This is a genomic window from Mycobacterium asiaticum (assembly GCF_001668675.1).
Lineage (GTDB): Bacteria > Actinomycetota > Actinomycetes > Mycobacteriales > Mycobacteriaceae > Mycobacterium > Mycobacterium asiaticum_D.
On the sequence record NZ_LZKQ01000040.1, the window covers coordinates 1 to 17494 of the forward strand.

At 70.3% G+C, this 17494-nt stretch carries 15 protein-coding genes and 1 pseudogene; 1 reads left to right on the forward strand and 15 read right to left on the reverse strand.

Annotated features, from left to right (window positions below):
- Nucleotides 1-107 precede the first annotated feature (107 nt).
- Nucleotides 108-838, forward strand: a pseudogene (locus A9X01_RS03450) (phosphoribosyltransferase); the annotation flags it as partial.
- Nucleotides 839-847: 9 nt separating this feature from the next.
- Here the strand turns inward: A9X01_RS03450 and A9X01_RS03455 are convergent.
- The 15 genes from A9X01_RS03455 to A9X01_RS03525 all read right to left on the reverse strand — a co-directional run bounded on the left by A9X01_RS03455 (nt 848) and on the right by A9X01_RS03525 (nt 17413).
- Nucleotides 848-1162 carry an SUR7/PalI family protein gene (locus A9X01_RS03455; protein WP_065119300.1) on the reverse strand — a complete coding sequence of 105 codons (315 nt, stop codon included), beginning with the start codon at nt 1160-1162 and terminating at the stop codon, nt 848-850.
- Nucleotides 1163-1234: 72 nt separating this feature from the next.
- Nucleotides 1235-2035, reverse strand: coding sequence for a DivIVA-like cell division protein Wag31 (gene wag31 / locus A9X01_RS03460; protein WP_065119301.1), 801 nt, complete (start codon nt 2033-2035; stop codon nt 1235-1237).
- Nucleotides 2036-2308: 273 nt separating this feature from the next.
- The gene (locus tag A9X01_RS03465) at nt 2309-2599 is read right to left on the reverse strand and encodes a YggT family protein (RefSeq protein ID WP_036361001.1); all 291 of its coding nucleotides are present in this window, start codon (nt 2597-2599) and stop codon (nt 2309-2311) included.
- A 173-nt stretch (nt 2600-2772) separates the two neighbouring features.
- Nucleotides 2773-3438 carry a cell division protein SepF gene (locus A9X01_RS03470; RefSeq protein WP_065033917.1) on the reverse strand — a complete coding sequence of 222 codons (666 nt, stop codon included), beginning with the start codon at nt 3436-3438 and terminating at the stop codon, nt 2773-2775.
- 63 nt (nt 3439-3501) lie between these two features.
- Nucleotides 3502-4287: a YggS family pyridoxal phosphate-dependent enzyme gene (locus A9X01_RS03475; RefSeq protein ID WP_155771905.1), complete on the reverse strand. Its 786-nt coding sequence runs from the start codon at nt 4285-4287 to the stop codon at nt 3502-3504.
- A complete protein-coding gene (pgeF, locus tag A9X01_RS03480; protein ID WP_081282190.1) occupies nt 4284-4991 on the reverse strand; it encodes a peptidoglycan editing factor PgeF in 708 nt (235 codons plus the stop codon). The genes A9X01_RS03475 and pgeF overlap by 4 nt, the downstream gene beginning before the upstream one ends.
- A gap of 90 nt (nt 4992-5081) precedes the next feature.
- Nucleotides 5082-6221: a cell division protein FtsZ gene (gene ftsZ / locus A9X01_RS03485; RefSeq protein WP_036360997.1), complete on the reverse strand. Its 1140-nt coding sequence runs from the start codon at nt 6219-6221 to the stop codon at nt 5082-5084.
- A gap of 255 nt (nt 6222-6476) precedes the next feature.
- Entirely contained in the window at nt 6477-7367 is an 891-nt protein-coding gene (locus tag A9X01_RS03490) for a cell division protein FtsQ/DivIB (RefSeq protein WP_436405223.1), read from the reverse strand.
- Between the two features lie 122 nt (nt 7368-7489).
- Complete coding sequence (murC, locus tag A9X01_RS03495) at nt 7490-8962, reverse strand: UDP-N-acetylmuramate--L-alanine ligase (RefSeq protein WP_065119303.1); 1473 nt, start codon at nt 8960-8962, stop codon at nt 7490-7492.
- Nucleotides 8959-10158, reverse strand: a complete 1200-nt coding sequence (gene murG / locus A9X01_RS03500; protein ID WP_065119304.1) for an undecaprenyldiphospho-muramoylpentapeptide beta-N-acetylglucosaminyltransferase — start codon at nt 10156-10158, stop codon at nt 8959-8961. The genes murC and murG overlap by 4 nt, the downstream gene beginning before the upstream one ends.
- Nucleotides 10155-11807 (reverse strand): putative lipid II flippase FtsW, encoded by a 1653-nt coding sequence (gene ftsW / locus A9X01_RS03505; protein WP_065119305.1) that lies wholly within the window; start codon nt 11805-11807, stop codon nt 10155-10157. Before ftsW ends, murG begins: the two co-directional genes overlap by 4 nt.
- Before the next feature lie 5 nt (nt 11808-11812).
- Nucleotides 11813-13264, reverse strand: coding sequence for a UDP-N-acetylmuramoyl-L-alanine--D-glutamate ligase (murD, locus tag A9X01_RS03510; RefSeq protein WP_065119322.1), 1452 nt, complete (start codon nt 13262-13264; stop codon nt 11813-11815).
- A complete protein-coding gene (mraY, locus tag A9X01_RS03515; protein WP_065119306.1) occupies nt 13264-14343 on the reverse strand; it encodes a phospho-N-acetylmuramoyl-pentapeptide-transferase in 1080 nt (359 codons plus the stop codon). Before mraY ends, murD begins: the two co-directional genes overlap by 1 nt.
- On the reverse strand, nt 14340-15851 hold the full coding sequence (locus tag A9X01_RS03520) for a UDP-N-acetylmuramoyl-tripeptide--D-alanyl-D-alanine ligase (RefSeq protein WP_065119307.1): 1512 nt from the start codon (nt 15849-15851) through the stop codon (nt 14340-14342). Before A9X01_RS03520 ends, mraY begins: the two co-directional genes overlap by 4 nt.
- Nucleotides 15848-17413: a UDP-N-acetylmuramoyl-L-alanyl-D-glutamate--2,6-diaminopimelate ligase gene (locus A9X01_RS03525; protein WP_065119308.1), complete on the reverse strand. Its 1566-nt coding sequence runs from the start codon at nt 17411-17413 to the stop codon at nt 15848-15850. Before A9X01_RS03525 ends, A9X01_RS03520 begins: the two co-directional genes overlap by 4 nt.
- Nucleotides 17414-17494: the final 81 nt, after the last annotated feature.

Consider the following 17494-nt stretch of genomic DNA (forward strand, 5'->3'; position numbering starts at 1 on the left):
CACCCCCCCCCCCGCCCCCCCCGGGCCGCCCCGCGCCCCCCCCCCCAAAACCCCCCCATTTGGGCCCCAAATTGGGGGGTTTTGGGGGGGGCTCGCGGTGGTGTTCGGTCGTAGGCTGGTGTTGCCAGCAGCCGAAAGTACGACCATGAACCCACCCAGTCGCTTCCTGCGGCGCACCGCCACCCGAAGGTTTCGTGACCGCCGGGAGGCCGGTCGCGTGCTCGCCGACGCCCTAGCGCCCTACCGCGGGAAACCTGGCGTGCTGGTGCTGGGACTGGCCCGCGGTGGTGTGCCCGTCGCGTGGGAGGTGGCCGCGGCGCTGGGCGCCGACCTCGACGTGTTTCTGGTTCGCAAGCTCGGGGTGCCGCACTGGCCGGAGCTGGCGATGGGCGCGCTGGCCAGCGGCGGCCGGGTGGTGATGAACGACGACGTGGTGTCCAGCCTGGGCATCGGCGACCAGCAGATCCGCGCGGTCATCGACAGCGAAACCGCCGAACTCGAGCGACGGGAGCAGGCATACCGCGGCGGGCGCCCGGTGGCCGATCCGGCCGATCGCGTGGTGATCCTCGTCGATGACGGCATCGCTACCGGGGCGAGCATGCTGGCTGCGGTGCGGGCGGTGCGAGCCGGCGGACCGCGGCAGGTGGTCGTCGCCGTCCCGGTCGGGCCGCTGTCGGCCTGCCGGCAGCTCTCCGCGGAGGCTGACGATGTGGTGTGCGCGACCATGCCGGCCGCGTTCGATGCTGTCGGCCAGGTCTATGCGGATTTCCACCAGGTCAGCGACGACGAGGTGCGCGAGCTGTTGGCCACCCCGACCGGCGGCGCCCCCGCGGGCTGACTACTTGCCTTACTTGGCGCCCTCGTCGCGCGTTGCCGCGGATTCGGCGTCCGTTTCGGAGCCGTCGGCCTCTTCGGGGTAGTCGACGGCCTCAGACTCGGGCTCGGTTGCGTCGCCGGCGTCGTCACCGGTCTCGTCCTCGTCCGGGTCCTCACCTTCGACGTCGCGGTGCTGGCGTTCCCGTACCGCGTCGACGATCAACAGGATCACGCCGAGCACGCTGGCGCCGATGCAGACCCACGCCACCAGCTCGTTGCTGGTCACGACCGCGAACACCAGGGCGACGAGCCCGATGAGGGCGAGTACGAGAGCAATGATCAGCATTGGTCACCCTCCAGCCGGTGCGGGTCGACGGCGGCGGGCGTCAGGCCCGCCGCGCGCCCAGCCGGCTCCCGGCTAGTTGTTTCCTCGGTTGAATTGGTCGAACCCGCCCGCATCGGCGCTGGAATCGACCGGAGCCGCCGAGCCACGCTGGCCGAGCTCTTCCAGCTGAGATTCGAGGTAGGTCTTGAGCCGCGTGCGGTACTCCCGCTCGAAGGTCCGCAACTGTTCGAGACGACCCTCCAGCACCGTGCGCTGCTGGTTGATGGTCCCCATGATCTCGGAGTGTTTACGTTCGGCGTCGGCCTGCAGGGCGTCGGCCTTCTCTTGCGCCTGACGCAGCTGCGTCTCGGAGCGGGACTGGGCGTCGGCGAGCATCGCGTCCGCACGCTGGCGTGCCTCGGAAACCGTGGTCTCGGCGGTGTGCCGGGCCTCGCTGAGGATCTGGTCGGCGTTGGCGCGGGCGTCGGCGAGCATCTTGTCCGACTCGGCCTTGGCGGTGCTGGTCAGGCGGTCCGCCGTGTCCTGGGCCAGGCTGAGCACGCGGGCGGCCTTGAGCGCCTGTTCCTCGTTGCTGCTGCTGGGCTGGGCCGGGGCCGCAACCGGCGCCGGCTTTACCGGCTCTGGCTCGGGCTCATAGGACGGGACCGGCTGAGCGACCGTCGGAGCCGCGGCGCCACCCCCGCCGCCAGCGGCCAACTCCTGGTCCAGCTCGGCGATCCGCTGACGCAGATCCGAGTTCTCCTCGATGAGCCGGGTCAGCTCGTTCTCAACCAGGTCAAGGAAGGCGTCGACCTCATCCTCGTTGTACCCGCGTTTGCCGATAGGCGGCTTACTGAACGCCACATTGTGGACGTCGGCAGGTGTAAGCGGCATTACTTTGTCCCCTCAAGTTCCCTGGACGGTCGAACGATCTGGAAAGTCTAGAACGTAACGGTAGCCGTCGTGCAACTGCCGCCCATCCTGTCACACCAGACTCGGCGGTTGCCGATTGGAGTAATAAATAAGGAGCAATTTCAATCTCTAAGCCAATAAATCACGTTTCTTAGATATGAAAATCACGCGCACCAAACTTGTCTCCGAATCGTGGCCGAACCGTCTCTTTCAAAGGCTTGGGAAGGGTTGGGAAGGCTCGAAAAGTCGCCAGGACTACGCGGCGGCGCTGAACGCCAGCTGCATGCCGATGAACGCGACGAGCAACAGCACCAGGATGGACAGGTCGAGTCGGACGGCGCCGATGGTGATCTGTGGGATGAGCCGGCGGAGCAACTTCACCGGCGGATCGGTGATCGACATGATGATCTCGAGGATCACGACCGTGACACCCGTGGGACGCCAGTCACGACTGAACGAACGGATCCACTCAATGACGACCCGGGCGATGAGCAGCAACCAGAAGGTGAACAGCACAAACCCGAGGATCTGAAAGAACAGCACCAACGAGAGCCCGACCTTATCGATGAGGATGACGAAACACGTGTCGCCGCCAACAATGCCGGCGTCCGCCAGCCTACCGACCCCGCGCCGGCGCACACATCCGACGAGCGGGTCCGGCAAACGCCAGGCCCGGTCGGTCAACCTTGACCTACCGGGCCGAGCAGCAGTCAGTGGGGTTATTGGTAGGCGTAGAAACCGGTTTCGGCGATCCGCCGGCGCTCCTCCGGGGACACGTCGACGTCCGCGGGCGACAGCAGGAACACCTTGGTCGCTACCTTGTCGAACGAGCCGCGCAGCGCGAAGGCCAGGCCGGCCGCGAAGTCGACCAACCGCTTGGCGTCGGCGTTGTCCATCGACACCAGGTCCATGATCACCGGGGTGCCGTCGCGGAACCGCTCGCCGATGGTGCGCGCCTCGCTGTAGTCCTTGGGACGCAGTGTGGTGATCTTCGACAGCGGATGCCCTTCCTCGAACATCATCGCCATCCGGCGCGGGTCCATCGCCAGCGCGCCGCGGGTGGAGTTGCGCAACCACGAACCCAGGCGCGGCCGGCCCATGTCGGGGCGGTCGAACTCGCGAGGCTGGAAGCGCGGCTCGTCGGCGTAGCCGCCGCGGTAGCTGCTGGGCGGCGGGTAGTCGACGGGCTCAGCGCGCAGGTCCGGTCGCGGGTCACGACGCGGGTCGTCGTAATCGCGGTCGCGTCCTTCATAACGGCCGTATTCGTCGTCGAATCGGGGCCGCGGATATCCCCGGGACGGGGTGCGGTCGTCGTAATACTCGTCGTCGTAGTCCTCCATCGGCGCCATCCCGAAGTAGGCCTTGACCTTGTGCAGTGTGCTCATCGTTGCCCCTTAGTAGCCTGGGATTTTTGTTGTCTGTGATGAAGGTGTGACTACAGTGACTATTCACGGTGACGGTAGCCGCCGTTGACCCAATAGCGCGGTACCGACACGCACACACGTCGAACCGTGTTTGACGGCGATTTCCAGGTCATTCGACATACCGGCGGACAGACCGACGGCGTTCGGGAATTGCTGGCACACCCGACTGCGCTCCGATTGCAGCTGGTCAAAGGCTCGTTCGGGCTCCCAGTCCAGCGGCGGGATACCCATCAGTCCGATCAATTCCAGGCTCTCGGCGCGGTCCACCTGAGCGCAGATTTCATCCACCGCGCCGGGCACGGCAATGTCGACACCACCCCGCGACACATCCCCGTCCAGGCTGACCTGAACGTAGATCCGCAGCGGCTTGCTGCGGCGGTGTTCGGCCAGTGCGCCCGCGACCGCGCGGTCCAGCGCGGTCACCAGATGAGGGTTGTCGACGGAATGCGCCGTGTGCGCCCAGCGGGCCAGCGCGCGGGCCTTCTTGCGCTGAATCTGGCCGACCATGTGCCACTGCATTTCGCGAGAGTCGCTGTGCTGCGACCCCGCCAACAAGCGGGTGAGTTCGGTCACCTTGGCCGCGGCTTCCTGTTCTCGGGATTCGCCAACGGACCGACATCCCAATCGGGACAAAATCGCAACATCGGTTGCTGGGAAGAATTTCGTAATCGGCAGAAGTTCAATTTCGGCAACATTGCGGCCGGCCGCCTCGGCGGCCCGCGCCAGGCGTGAACGCACCGCCGCCAACGCGCGCGTCAATTCCGATTGGCGCTCTGTTTGCGCTGAGCCTTCCACCGTCATCGCGGTCATTCCATCCACACCAGCGACGCCAGCCGGCCAGTCGGCGCAGCGCGCCGGTGGCTGAACAGCGTCGGGTCGGCCACCGTGCAGCGTGGGTCGACCTCGATGGATGTCACACCCAAATCGCGTAGCTGAGCGGCGATTCCGGCACGCAGGTCCAGCCCGGGGGTGCCCTTCGCGGTGGTGGTGCGGCTGCCCGGCAGCGCCGCCTCCACCTCGGCGGCCATCTCCGCGGGCACTTCGTAGTTGGGGCCGCTGACCGCCGGGCCGAGCAGGGCGGAGATGTCGCCGGTCTGCGCACCCAGCCCCAGCATCGCCTCGACCGCCCGGGCCACCACGCCGTGCTGCGCCCCGACGCGTCCGGCGTGCACCGCCCCGACGACGCCGGCCCGCGCGTCGGCCAGCAGCACCGGCACACAATCGGCCGTCACCACGGCCAGGGCCAACCGGGGCGCCGCGGTGACCACGCCGTCGGTGTCGGGCAGTGGGTCACCCGGCGGTCCGTCGACCACCTCGATCCGGGTGCCGTGCACCTGGTTCATCCACGCCACCCGGTCGGCGGGCAGGCCGGTGGCCGCGATCAGGCGGGATCGGTTGGCCCGCACGGCTTCCGGGTCGTCACCGACGTGGTCACCAAGGTTGAAGGTGTCGAACGGCGGTTTCGACACACCGCCCGCCCGGGTGGTGGTCACCCGCCGGATACGAACGCTCACGTGCCCAGTATCCGGAACCCGTTGCCCGCCAGGATGCATCGACGTCAAGCCGCGCTCGGTTTGTCGCGTACTGGCAAGCAAAACGAGACCTCAGCGGCGCATGAAGGGCGGCACGTCGACGTCGTCGTCGTCACCACCGATGCTCAGCGTCGCACCGTTGGTGTGAATCGGAACGCTGACGGCGTCGACCGGCTCGAACAACGTGGACGTGAGCTTGCCGGCCTTGGCTGACTCGATGCGATGCGCGCCGCCGGTCTCGGTGCCGGTGACCGGCTTGCGGCCCGGTCCGGCGTCGAAGCCCGCCGCGATCACCGTGACGCGCACCTCGTCGCCGAGCGAGTCGTCGATGACCGTGCCGAAGATGATGTTGGCGTCCTGGTGGGCGGCGTCCTGCACCAGCGAGGCCGCCTCGTTGATCTCGAACAGACCGAGGTCGCTGCCGCCCGCGATGGACATCAGCACGCCCTGGGCGCCTTCCATCGAGGCTTCCAGCAGCGGCGAGTTGATGGCGATCTCGGCGGCCTTGAGCGAACGGCCTTCGCCGCGCGCGGAGCCGATGCCCATCAGGGCGGTGCCGGCGCCGGACATGATGCCCTTGACGTCGGCGAAGTCGACGTTGATCAGACCCGGCGTGGTGATCAGATCGGTGATGCCCTGGACACCGTTGAGCAGCACCTCGTCGGCGCTGCGGAAGGCGTCCATCAACGACACCGCGGCGTCGCCCATCTGCAGCAGCCGGTCGTTGGGGATGACGATCAGGGTGTCGCAGCTCTCCCGCAGCGCGGCGATACCGTTCTCGGCCTGGTTGCTGCGCCGCTTGCCCTCGAAGGAGAACGGCCGGGTGACCACGCCGACGGTCAACGCCCCGAGTTTGCGGGCGATGCTGGCGACGACGGGTGCGCCGCCGGTGCCGGTGCCGCCGCCCTCGCCCGCCGTCACGAACACCATGTCGGCGCCGCGCAGCAGCTCCTCGATCTCCTCCTTGGCGTCCTCGGCAGCCTTTTTGCCGACCTCGGGGTCGGCGCCGGCGCCCAGCCCGCGCGTGGAGTCGCGGCCGACGTCCAGCTTGACGTCGGCGTCGCTCATCAACAAGGCCTGCGCGTCGGTGTTGATCGCGATGAACTCGACGCCCTTCAGGCCTTGCTCGATCATCCGGTTGACGGCGTTGACGCCGCCACCACCAATGCCCACGACCTTGATGACGGCCAGATAGTTATGTGGGGGGGTCATCATTCGTCTTCCTCCCTGATGGGCTTAGTTCCCTAGTCCACTGCGGTGTGTCTGCTTGCAAAACCCTCAACCTCAACCATAGAGTTAGAGTTATGTCAAGTAGTTCCGCGTAACCAGAACCGTATGGGTACGACGGGCACTAGCCGTGCAGGCGCGCCGACGCGCCACACGTAATTTTTCGTTGCGTTGGTTGCGCGAGCAGACGCGAAAGCCCCTCATTTCGGCACGAAATGGGGGCTTTCGCGGCTGCTCGCGCTACTTAACTGTGGGTAGGTCGGGGCTGGACACGTCATAGGTGCGGCCCGGCTGCGTCAGCAACGCCGACAGCTTCTCCGCTTTTTCGTCGGCCCGGTCGGTGGTTCCCCAGATCACCACCCGTCCGTCGGACAGCGTGAGCGTGATCGACGACACCGACGGGGCCGCGATCCGGCCCACCTGACCCGCGACCTCCGGCCGCAGCGCCATCAGCACCTTCAACGCCGCCAGCGTGGCGGGATCGGTAGGGCCGGGGTTCTCGACCTCGATATACGGCAGCGCCGGCGGCGGCGGATCGGTCGCGAAATCGACACCGTCGCGATCGAACAGGTGCGGACCGTCCGGAAAGTCCTTCACCACCACCGGGACCCGCTCCACGATGGTGATCCGCAGCGCCGACGGATACTGCCGCTGCACCCGCGCGCTGGCCACCCGCCGGATGGCCGCCACCCGGTCGGCGACCTCGTTGGTGTTGATCTGCAGCAGCGGCGTGCCGATCCGCACCTGTGCGGCGTCCAGCACGTCCTCGCGGGTCACCACGCCGGTGCCGGTGACGACGATGCTGCGGGCCGACATCGCCGGCGTGAAGTAGAGGATCAAGGCAAGGCCGACGCCGACCACCAGCAGCAGGATCGTCGCCAGCAGCATCTTCAAGCCCCGAACGACCCCGCGCGCAACGGGTTTGGGCTCGGTGTGGACGTGGCCGCGGGCGCGGCGTTTGGCCTCGCGGCGGGCATGTTCGATCGCCATCGCACGGGCCTGGGCGGCGCGGCGTTCGGCGCGCTCGCGGCGGGCACGCCGGCGCGGACCCTCGAAGTCCTCGTCTTTACCCGGTTCTGAACCGGGTTCTGAGGCCGGCTCGGCCCGTTCCTGGTTCTGAGCGGTGGTGATCGGTTCGGTGGCCGACTCCTCGGCGTCGTTCGCCTCGGCTGTCTCCCCCGCCGGTTCTGCGGCCGGCTCCTGGGCCGGGCCGTTCGCCACCAGGTCGGTCGGTTGACCGTCAGGGGGCTCGGTCACTGCAGTACCCCCGGGCGCCCGGGCGCGCCGCGGTTCGCCCGCAGCCGCAGCTCGGTCACGATCTCGGGCCCCAGCATGGTCACGTCGCCCGCGCCCATGGTGACGACGACGTCGCCGGCACCCGCGGCGGCGGCCACCTGCCGCGCCACCGTGGAGAAGTCCGGCAGGTAGTGGACGGGCACGCTGACGTGTTCGGCGACGCTGGCGCCGCTGATGCCGGCCAGCGGCTGCTCGCGCGCCCCGTACACGTCGAGCACGAACACCTCGTCGGCGCCGTTCAGCGCCGCGCCGAACTCCTGGGCGAAAGCCTTTGTGCGCGAATACAAATGGGGCTGGAACACCACCAGGGACCGGCCGCCGCCGCTCTGCTGGACCAGCGCCCGCACCGCGGCCAGGGTGGCGGCGATCTCGGTCGGATGGTGGGCGTAGTCGTCGAACACCCGCACCCCGTGCGCGGTGCCGACCAGTTCGAACCGGCGGCGCACCCCTTCGAAGGCGGCCAATCCGTCCAGCACGTCGTCGACCGGCGCACCGATCTCGGTCGCGGCCAGCAGCGCGGCCAGCGCGTTGAGGGCCATGTGCCGGCCGGGCACCGACAACCGCATCACCCGCTGCTGCGCCTCACCGGCGAGCTGGATGTGCGCGACCGCTTCGGTGCCGCGCTGCTCCCAGGACACCAGGGTCGCGGCCTGCGGCTCGGACACAGACAAGTCGGACACCGACCCGTAGCGCAGCACCCGGATTCCCAGCTCGGCGGTGCGCCGGGCCAGCGCGGCCGAACCCGGGTCGTCGGTGCACACCACCAGGGCACCCCCGGGCGCCAGCCGCTCCACGAACGAGTCGAACACCCCGACGTAGGCATCGGTGCTGCCGTAGAAGTCCAGGTGGTCGGACTCGATGTTGGTGACGACGGCGACGTTCGGGGTGTATTCCAGCAGGGTGCCGTCGCTCTCGTCGGCCTCGGCGACGAAGTAGTCGCCGCTGCCGTGGTGGGCGTTGGTGCCGGCCTCCCCCAGTTCGCCGCCGACCGCGAACGACGGGTCGCGCCCGCAGTGCTGCAGCGCGACGATCAGCATCGAGGTCGTGGTCGTCTTGCCGTGCGTGCCGGTGACCATCAGGGTGGTCCGTCCGGCCATCAGCTTGGCCAGCACCGCCGGGCGCAACACCACCGGAATGCCGCGACGACGTGCCTCGACCAGTTCCGGGTTGGTCTTCGGGATCGCGGCGTGGGTGGTGATGACCGCGGTGACGCCACCGGGCAGCAGATCCAGCGACGACGCATCGTGACCGATGCGGATCAGCGCGCCGCGCGCCCGCAGCGCGTGGATCCCCCGCGACTCCTTGGCATCCGACCCCGAGACCAGCCCGCCCCGGTCCAGCAGGATGCGGGCGACGCCGGACATGCCGGCTCCACCGATGCCGACCATGTGCACCCGCTGCAGCTCAGCGGGTAATTGTTCGCCGGTCACGGCCGGCCTCCGGGTAGACGGGCCAATCGGACCCGACGCGCGAGCTCGAGCGCCGCCTGGGCGACCTGCTGCGCCGCGTCGCGGTGTCCGACCTGCGCCGCGGCGGCGGTCATCGCCGCCAGCCGGGGGGCGTCGGTGAGCAGCCCGCCCACTTCCCGTGCCACCAGTTCCGGTGTCAGGTCGGCGTCGGCGACCAGCATGCCGCCACCGGCGTTGACCACCGGCAGGGCGTTGAGTCGTTGCTCACCGTTGCCGATCGGCAGCGGCACGTAGATGGCCGGCAGACCGACGGCCGACACCTCGGCCACCGTCATCGCACCGGACCGGCAGATGGCCAGGTCCGCGGCGGAGTAGGCCAGGTCCATCCGGTCCAGGTAGGGCACCGCGACGTAGGGCGGGTCGCCGGGGTCGGGTGTGCGCAGCTCGAGGGTGTTCTTGGGGCCGTGCGCGTGCAGGACGGACACGCCCGCCGCGGCCAGGTCGGCGGCGGCCCCCGACACCGCCCGGTTCAGCGACACCGCACCCTGCGACCCGCCGAACACCAGCAACACCCGGGCGTCGTCGGCGAAGCCGAAGTGAGCCCGGGCCTCGGCGCGCAACGCGGCCCGGTCCAGGGCCGTGATGGTCGCCCGTACCGGTACCCCGACCACCTCGGCGCGCCGCAGCCCCGAATCGGGCACCGCGGACAGGATGCGGTCGGCGCTGCGGGCGCCGACGCGGTTGGCGATCCCGGCCCGCGCGTTGGCCTCGTGGATCACCACCGGGATGCGGCGGCGCCGTCCCCCGGGCAATCCGCGGGCGGCCAGGTAGGCGGGCAGCGCCACATAGCCGCCGAACCCGACGACGACGTCGGCCTGCACCTTGTCCAGCACCGCCCGGGTCTCGCGCACCGCGCGCCAGACCCGCGGTGGCAGCCGGGCCAGGTCGCCGCTGGGTTTGCGCGGCAACGGCACCGGGGTGATCAGCTCCAGGTGGTAGCCGCGTTCGGGCACCAGCCGCGTCTCCAGCCCGCGCGCGGTGCCCAGCGCGGTGATCCGAACCCGCGGGTCCAGCGCGGTCAGCGCGTCGGCGACGGCCATCGCCGGCTCCACGTGTCCGGCGGTGCCGCCGCCGGCAAGCACCACCGATAACGCGGCACCGGCGGGCAGGGGATGAGCCCCTAGCCCGCCGGCCGATTGTCTGACCTGGTCATTCACCCGTAACGCTGACCTTCCAATGCGCGCACGCGCCGGCTGCGGCGCGGGCCGGCGTACTGCTGACCCGCTCCATTTTGCCTTTCCCGCAAATGAGCGGTACCCCCAGATCGGCGGTTGGACCGATCCGCGGAACGCGACAGCGCCGGTTGCGGCCGCCCGCCCGCCCGGCGCGGCGCCTCGCGGGGTGCGCGGCGGGCCGGCTGTGGGGCCGGCTTGGGGTGCGGGCGCTTGCGGTCGCGGAACGCCTCGAGACGGCTCGGCGAGTACGGCTCGGGCAGCGGCAACCGCAGCAACCGATTGACCTTGTCGTCGCGCCCGGCCCGCAACGCCGCCACGGCCTCGGGTTCGTGCCGGGCGGCGCTGGCGATGATGCCGATCTGGGTCAGCGTGGCCGCCGTCGAGGTGCCGCCGGCGGAGATCAGCGGCAGCTGCAGGCCGGTGACCGGCAGCAGCCCGATCACATAGCCGATGTTGATGAACGCCTGACCCAGCACCCACAGGGTGGTGGTCGCGGTCAGCAGGCGCAGGAACGGGTCGGCCGAGCGTCGCGCGATCCGCATGCCGGTGTAGGCGAACAGCCCGAACAGGCCCAGCAGACCCACCGCCCCGATCAAGCCCAGCTCCTCGCCGATGATCGCGAAGATGAAGTCGTTGTGCGCGTTGGGCAGGTAGTTCCACTTCGCCACGCCCTGGCCCAGGCCGTCACCGAAGATGCCGCCGTGGGCCAGCGCGTACTTGGCTTGGCGGGCCTGGTAGCCGGAGTCCATCGGGTCGTCTTCGGGGTTGAGCCAGGACCGCACCCGGTCCGACCGGTATCCGGCCGACACCGCCAGGATTCCGCCGGCGACGAAGACCAGCGCCAACGAGGCGAGGAACACCTTCAGCGGGAACCCGGCGTACCACAGCAATCCCAGCAGGATGATGCCCAGCGAGACCGTCTGGCCCAGGTCGGGCTGCAGCACGATCAGCGTCAGCGCCACGATCGCGGCCGGCACCAGCGGGATCAGCATCTCTCGCAGCGAGGCCCGCTCCATGCGCCGGGCGGCCAGCAGGTGCGCACCCCAGATCGCGAACGCCATCTTGGTCAGCTCGGAGGGCTGCATGGAGAAGCCGGCGATCACGAACCAACCGCGGGAGCCGTTGGCCTCCTTGCCGATTCCCGGGACGAGCACCAGGACCAGCAAAACGATGGTGAACGCGAAGCTGGAGAACGCGATGCGGCGCATGAACCGCACCGACATCCGCAAGGCGACATAGCAGCCGATCAGGCCCACCACCGTCCACATCACCTGCTTGCCGAAGATCACCCACGCCGACCCGTCGTCGTCGTAGGACCGCACCCCGGAGGCGGACAGCACCATGATCAGGCCCAGCGTGGTCAGCAACGCGGCGACGGCGATGATCAGGTGGAACGACGTCATGGGGCGGCCCAGCCAGGTGCCGAAGCGGGTGCGGGGGCCGACGCGTTCGGGTTTGGGCGTTTTCTCGGGCGCCTTTGCGGGCGGGGTCCCGGGGTCCGGCTCGGCGGCTGCCTCGGGAACCGGTTCGGGGTTCCCCGCCTCGTCCTGAGCCTCGTCCGCCGGCGCGTCCGCCTCGAGCACTTGCTCTGCCTTGTCCCGGCGACGCAGCCGGGAGAATGCCTTAGCCACCCCGCCTACCGGGCCGCGGCGCGTACGGCGGCCGCGAAGGCGTCGCCACGTGCGGCGTATCCGCTGAACTGGTCGAACGACGCGCCGGCGGGCGCCAGCAACACCGTGTCGCCGGGTTTGGCTAACTCCCGGGCCGCAGCCACCGCGGCGGTCATCACGCGAGTGCCAATGGTCTCAGCACCGTCATCCACTTGTGTCACATTTGTAACAGGAGCCTCAGCAGTCGCATGCATCTCAACATCCTCGCCTGTAACAACCTGTACGACGGGGACATCGGGCGCGTGTCGTGATAACGCCTCGGCAACCTCAACGCGATCGCGGCCGATCAGCACCGCGCCTACCAGCCGCGACGCGATGCGCGCGACTTCCGCGTCCACGGATGCGCCCTTGAGCAGGCCGCCGGCCAGCCACACCACCCGGGGGTAGGCCAGCACGGAGGCTTCGGCGGCGTGCGGGTTGGTGGCCTTGGAATCGTCGACATAGGTGACGCCGTCGACGACGGCCACCACCTCGGAACGATGCCGGCCCAGCTCAAAGGCGACCAGCGCCCGAGCTATCGCCTCGGCGGGCACCCCGACGCTGCGCGCGAGCGCGGCCGCCGCCAGGGCGTCGAGCACACCGACCGGTCCCGGCACGGGCAGCGAGGAGACCGGAACCAGCGGCAGCTCGTCGGCGAACGCGCGGTCGACCAGCTGCCCGCCGCGGACGCCGAGCTCCCCTACCCCCGGTTGGCCCAGCCGGAAGCCGACGCGGATCGGGGCCGGGGCGGTCTCGCGCAGCGCGGCCGCCCGGGCGTCATCCAGCCCGACGACGGCGACCCGCCCGGTCAGCACCCGGGCCTTGGCCGCGGTGTAGTCGGCCATGGTGCGGTGCCAGTCCAGGTGGTCTTCGGCGATGTTGAGCACCACGCCGGCCTCGGGCCGCAACGACGGCGCCCAGAACAGCTGGAAGCTGGACAGCTCCACGGCCAGCACATCGGCGGGCTGGTCCAGCACATCGAGCACCGGGTCGCCGATGTTGCCGCACAGCAGGCTGCGCAGCCCGCCGGCGACCAGCATGTCGTGCAGCATCGACGTGGTGGTGGTCTTGCCGTTGGTGCCGGTGACCACCAGCCAGCGCCGCGGCGGCCCGTAGTGCCCGGCCGCGTCGAGCCGCCAGGCCAGTTCGACGTCACCCCAGATGGGCACTCCCGCCGCGCTGGCGGCGGCCAGCACCGGTGTGGTCGGCTGGAAACCGGGGCTGGTCACCACCAGCGCGAATTCGGCGATCCGAGTGGCCGCCGCGGCGGGGTCCAGGGTCGCCACGCCGTTGTCGGCGTGCGGGGCCAGCATCGCGGGATCGTCGTCGCACAGCGTCGGCGCGGCACCGAACCGGGTCAGGGCGGCCAGCACCGCACGGCCGGTCACCCGCGCTCCGGCGATCAGCACCGGCGCACCGGGCGCCAAGGGGTCCAGCATCAGGCGCCGATCGTGGAAAGCCACTCACCGTAGAACAGAGCGACCCCCAGCCCGCAGGTGATCGCGGTGAGCAACCAGAACCGGATGATCACCGTGGTTTCCGCCCAGCCGACCAGCTCGAAGTGGTGGTGGAACGGGGCCATCCGGAACACCCGACGGCCGGTGGTGCGGAAGGCCAAGATCTGCAGCACCACCGAGGTGACCTCGGCGACGAACAGCGAACCGAGCACGACGGCGAGCATCTCGGTGCGGCTGGTCACCGACAGCCCGGCGATGATGCCGCCGAGGGCCAGCGACCCGGTGTCACCCATGAAGATCTTGGCCGGCGCGGCGTTCCACCACAGAAAGCCGATGCAGGCCCCGGCGGTGGCGGCGGCGATCAGCGCCAGGTCCAACGGGTCGCGCACGTTGTAGCAGGCCAGGCCCGGCGCGGTGACGCAGGCGTTACGGTATTGCCAGAAGGTGATCAGCACGTAGGCACCGGTGACCATCGCCATGCAGCCCGCGGCCAGCCCGTCCAGCCCGTCGGTGAAGTTGACCGCGTTCGACCAGGCGCTGACCACGATGACGCAGAACAGCACGAACACCGCCGGCGCGAAGGTCACGGTGGCGATTTCGCGCACGTAGGACAGGTCGGCGCTGGCCGGGGTCAGCCCCGCGTTGTTGGGAAACTGCAGCACCAGCACCGCGAACAGCACGGCCGCGCTGATCTGCCCGACGGTCTTGGCGGTCTTGTTCAGGCCCAGGTTGCGCGAGCGGCGGATCTTGATCAGGTCGTCGATGAAACCAACGCCGCCCAGCGCGGTCGCCAACAGCAACACCAGCAGTCCGGAGGCGGACACGCCCTCGCCGTCGAACGCCAGCCCGGCGAGGTGGGCGCCCACGTAGCCGGCCCAGATGCCGGCCAGGATCGCCACTCCACCCATCGACGGAGTCCCGCGTTTGCTGTGGTGGGTGGGCGGACCATCCTCGCGGACCTGGTGACCGAACCCCTGTTTGGTGAACAGCCGGATCAGCGCCGGCGTGAGCAGGATGGACACGGTCACCGCGATGGCGACGGCGATCAGGATCTGTCTCACTGGCGGGCCGCCCCCTGGTCGCCGATCGCGACGAGCGCGTCGGCCAGCGCCCCCAGCCCGGCCGAGTTGGACGCCTTGACCAGCACCACGTCCCCGGGCTGCACCTCGGCGCGCAGCAGCGCCAAGGCGGCGTCGCGGTCCGGCACGCTGACGGCCTCACTCCCCCAGGAGCCCTCCATCACAGCTCCCTGGTGCATGGCGCTCATCGGCCTCCCGGTTCCCACGACAACGAGTCGAGACACATCTAATCGCACCGCGAGCCGGCCGACGCGATCGTGCTCGGATATCGCGTCGTCCCCGAGCTCGGCCATCTCACCCAGCACCGCCCAGCTGCGGCGGGCCGCCGCGGCGGGGTCCGAGCCGCCGCGGGCGATCCAGGCCAGCGCCTGCAATCCGGCCCGCATGGAGTCCGGGTTGGCGTTGTAGGCGTCGTCGATCACCGTCACCCCGTCGGCGCGGGTGGTGACCTGCATCCGGTGCCGCGACACCGGACACGCCGCGGCGAGCGCGCCCGCAACCTGATCGATGCCGGCACCGCATTCCAGCGCGACCGCGGCGGCGCACAGCGCGTTGCTGACCTGGTGGTCGCCGTACACCCCGAGCCGGATATCGGCCTGCTCGTCACCGGCGTGCAGGGTGAACTGCGGCCGGGCCAGCTCGTCCAGCGTGACCGGGCCGGCCCAGATGTCACCCCCAGCGGTGCGGCTGACCCGGACCACCCGGGCCGCGGTCACCTGGGCCATCGCCGCCACGGCCGGGTCATCGGCATTGAGGATGACCACCCCGGACGACGGAACGGCTTGCGGCAGTTCGGATTTGGTGCGAGCGATGGCTTCGCGGGAGCCGAACTCGCCCAGGTGCGCGGTGCCGACGTTGAGGACCACGCCGATGGACGGCGGTGCGATCTCGGCCAGAGCGGCGATATTGCCGGGGTGCCGCGCCGACATCTCCAGAATCAGGTAGTCGGTGTCGCGGGTGGCCCGCAGCACCGTCCAGGGGTGCCCCAGTTCGTTGTTGAACGATCCGGGTGGGGCCACCACCTCACCCAGCGGGGCCAGCACCGCGGCCACCAGGTCCTTGGTCGACGTCTTGCCCGACGAGCCGGTGATCCCGATGATCGTCAGCCCGCCGGCCACCAGCTTGACGGCCACCGCCCGGGCCAGGCGGGCCAGCGCGGCCAGCACCGCCGCGCCCGATCCGTCGGCGTCGTGCTCGAGCACTCCGGCCCGGTCGTCGGCCGCGGCGCGCGGGGCCACCACGATGGCGGGCACCCCGACCGGACGGGCGGCCAGCACCGCGACGGCGCCCGCTGCCACCGCCGAAGCCGCGTGGTCGTGCCCGTCGGCGCGGGCGCCGGGCAGCGCCAGGAACAGCCCGCCCGGGCCGACGGCGCGCGAGTCGAACTCGACGGTGCCGGTGACACGGGTGGCCGCGGCCAGCTCCGGGGAGATGTCGGACAGGGTGCCGCCGACGACGTCGGCGATCTCGGCGATGGTCAGGTCGATCATCGGCGGGCCCCCAGCGCCTGCAGCGCTTGCGCGAGCTCCACCCGGTCGTCGAACGGGCGGGTCTGGTCGCCGACCCGCTGACCGGTCTCGTGGCCCTTGCCGGCGATCAGGACGACGTCGCCGGGCCCGGCCCAGGCCACCGCGTGCCGGATGGCTTCGCGGCGGTCGCCGATCTCGACCACCGACGGGGCCTTGCCGACGCCGGAGCCGACGCCGGAGCCGGCGCCGGCGCCGGCCAGGATCTCGCGGCGGATGGCGGCGGGATCCTCGCTGCGCGGATTGTCGTCGGTGACGACGACGAGGTCGGCGAGTTCGGCCGCCACCGCGCCCATCGGTGCCCGCTTGCCCGGGTCACGGTCGCCGCCGGCGCCGAACACCACCGCCAACCGGCGCCCCGGCCCCGCCAGGGTGGTCAGCACCGCGCGCAGCGCGCCCGGCTTGTGGGCGTAGTCGACCAGCGCCAGGAAGTCCTGGCCGCGGTCGACCTGTTCGAGCCGTCCCGGGACCCGGGTCTGGCGCAGTCCCGGCGCCGCCTGTTCCGGGGATACCCCGACAGCATCCAGAATGGCCAGCGCGACAAGCGAATTGGCGATGTTGTAATGCCCGGGCAGGTTGATCGCAACACGGTGGTGAACGCCGGCGGGGTCGATGGCGGTGAACTCCTGCCCGGCGGCACCGCTGGGTGCGACGTCGACAGCGCGCCAGTGCGCCGGGGTATCGGTGACGCTCACGGTGATCGCGTCACCGGCCCGAGCGGCCATGGCGCGCCCGGCTTCGTCGTCGACGCACACCACGACGGTGCGGGCCCGCAACGCCGAGGCGGGGTCGAACAGCGCCGCCTTGGCCTCGAAATAGGCCTCCATGCTCGGGTGGAAGTCGAGGTGGTCGCGCGAGAGGTTGGTGAAGGCGCCAACGGAGAATTCGGTGCCGTCCACCCGACCGAGGGTGAGCGCGTGACTGGACACCTCCATCACCACGGTGTCCACTCCGCGTTCGGCCATCGCCGCGAACAGGGCTTGCAGCGCGGGCGCCTCCGGGGTGGTCAGCGCGCTGGGGATGTCGGCGCCGTCGATGCGGATGCCGATGGTGCCGACCAGTCCGGCGATTCGGCCCGCGGCCCGCAGACCCGCTTCGACCAGATATGTCGTGGTGGTCTTGCCGGAGGTGCCGGTGATCCCGATGACCCGAACCCGGTCGGACGGGCGGCCGTAGACCGTGGCGGCCAGACCACCCAGCACGCCGCGCGGAGCGGGGTGCACGAGGACGGGCACGGCGTCGGCGTGCGAACCCATTTCGAGCACCCCGTCGGCGTCGGTCAACACCGCGACGGCGCCGCGTTCGATGGCCGCGCCGGCGTGGCGGGCACCGTGGGTGACCGACCCGGGCAGGGCGGCGAACAGGTCGCCGGGGCGCACGTCCTGGCCCCGCAACGTCACGCCGGTGACGGGCACGTCGGCGACGGCGCCGCCGTGCGCGGACACGGCGCCGACCTGGGCGGCCAGCGCGGCCAGCGAGACGCCCGCGCCGGCGCTGGGACGCAGATCCGTGGGCACGGCTGCCACTGCGTCATCACCTCCCGTCCGACGCTGAGCGAAACGCCATTATCGGCTTGGATCAGCTTTGACACCCTACCCAGCCACCGT

What these genes read in the sequence shown, in the direction of transcription:
- ftsZ (WP_036360997.1), bottom strand. Translation starts at nt 6,221, where the DNA reads ATGACCCCCCCACATAACTATCTGGCCGTCATCAAGGTCGTGGGCATT.
- wag31 (WP_065119301.1), bottom strand. Translation starts at nt 2,035, where the DNA reads ATGCCGCTTACACCTGCCGACGTCCACAATGTGGCGTTCAGTAAGCCG.
- murD (WP_065119322.1), bottom strand. Translation starts at nt 13,264, where the DNA reads ATGCTGGACCCCTTGGCGCCCGGTGCGCCGGTGCTGATCGCCGGAGCG.
- A9X01_RS03455 (WP_065119300.1), bottom strand. Translation starts at nt 1,162, where the DNA reads ATGCTGATCATTGCTCTCGTACTCGCCCTCATCGGGCTCGTCGCCCTG.
- A9X01_RS03475 (WP_155771905.1), bottom strand. Translation starts at nt 4,287, where the DNA reads ATGACCGCGATGACGGTGGAAGGCTCAGCGCAAACAGAGCGCCAATCG.
- A9X01_RS03520 (WP_065119307.1), bottom strand. Translation starts at nt 15,851, where the DNA reads ATGATCGACCTGACCATCGCCGAGATCGCCGACGTCGTCGGCGGCACC.
- A9X01_RS03470 (WP_065033917.1), bottom strand. Translation starts at nt 3,438, where the DNA reads ATGAGCACACTGCACAAGGTCAAGGCCTACTTCGGGATGGCGCCGATG.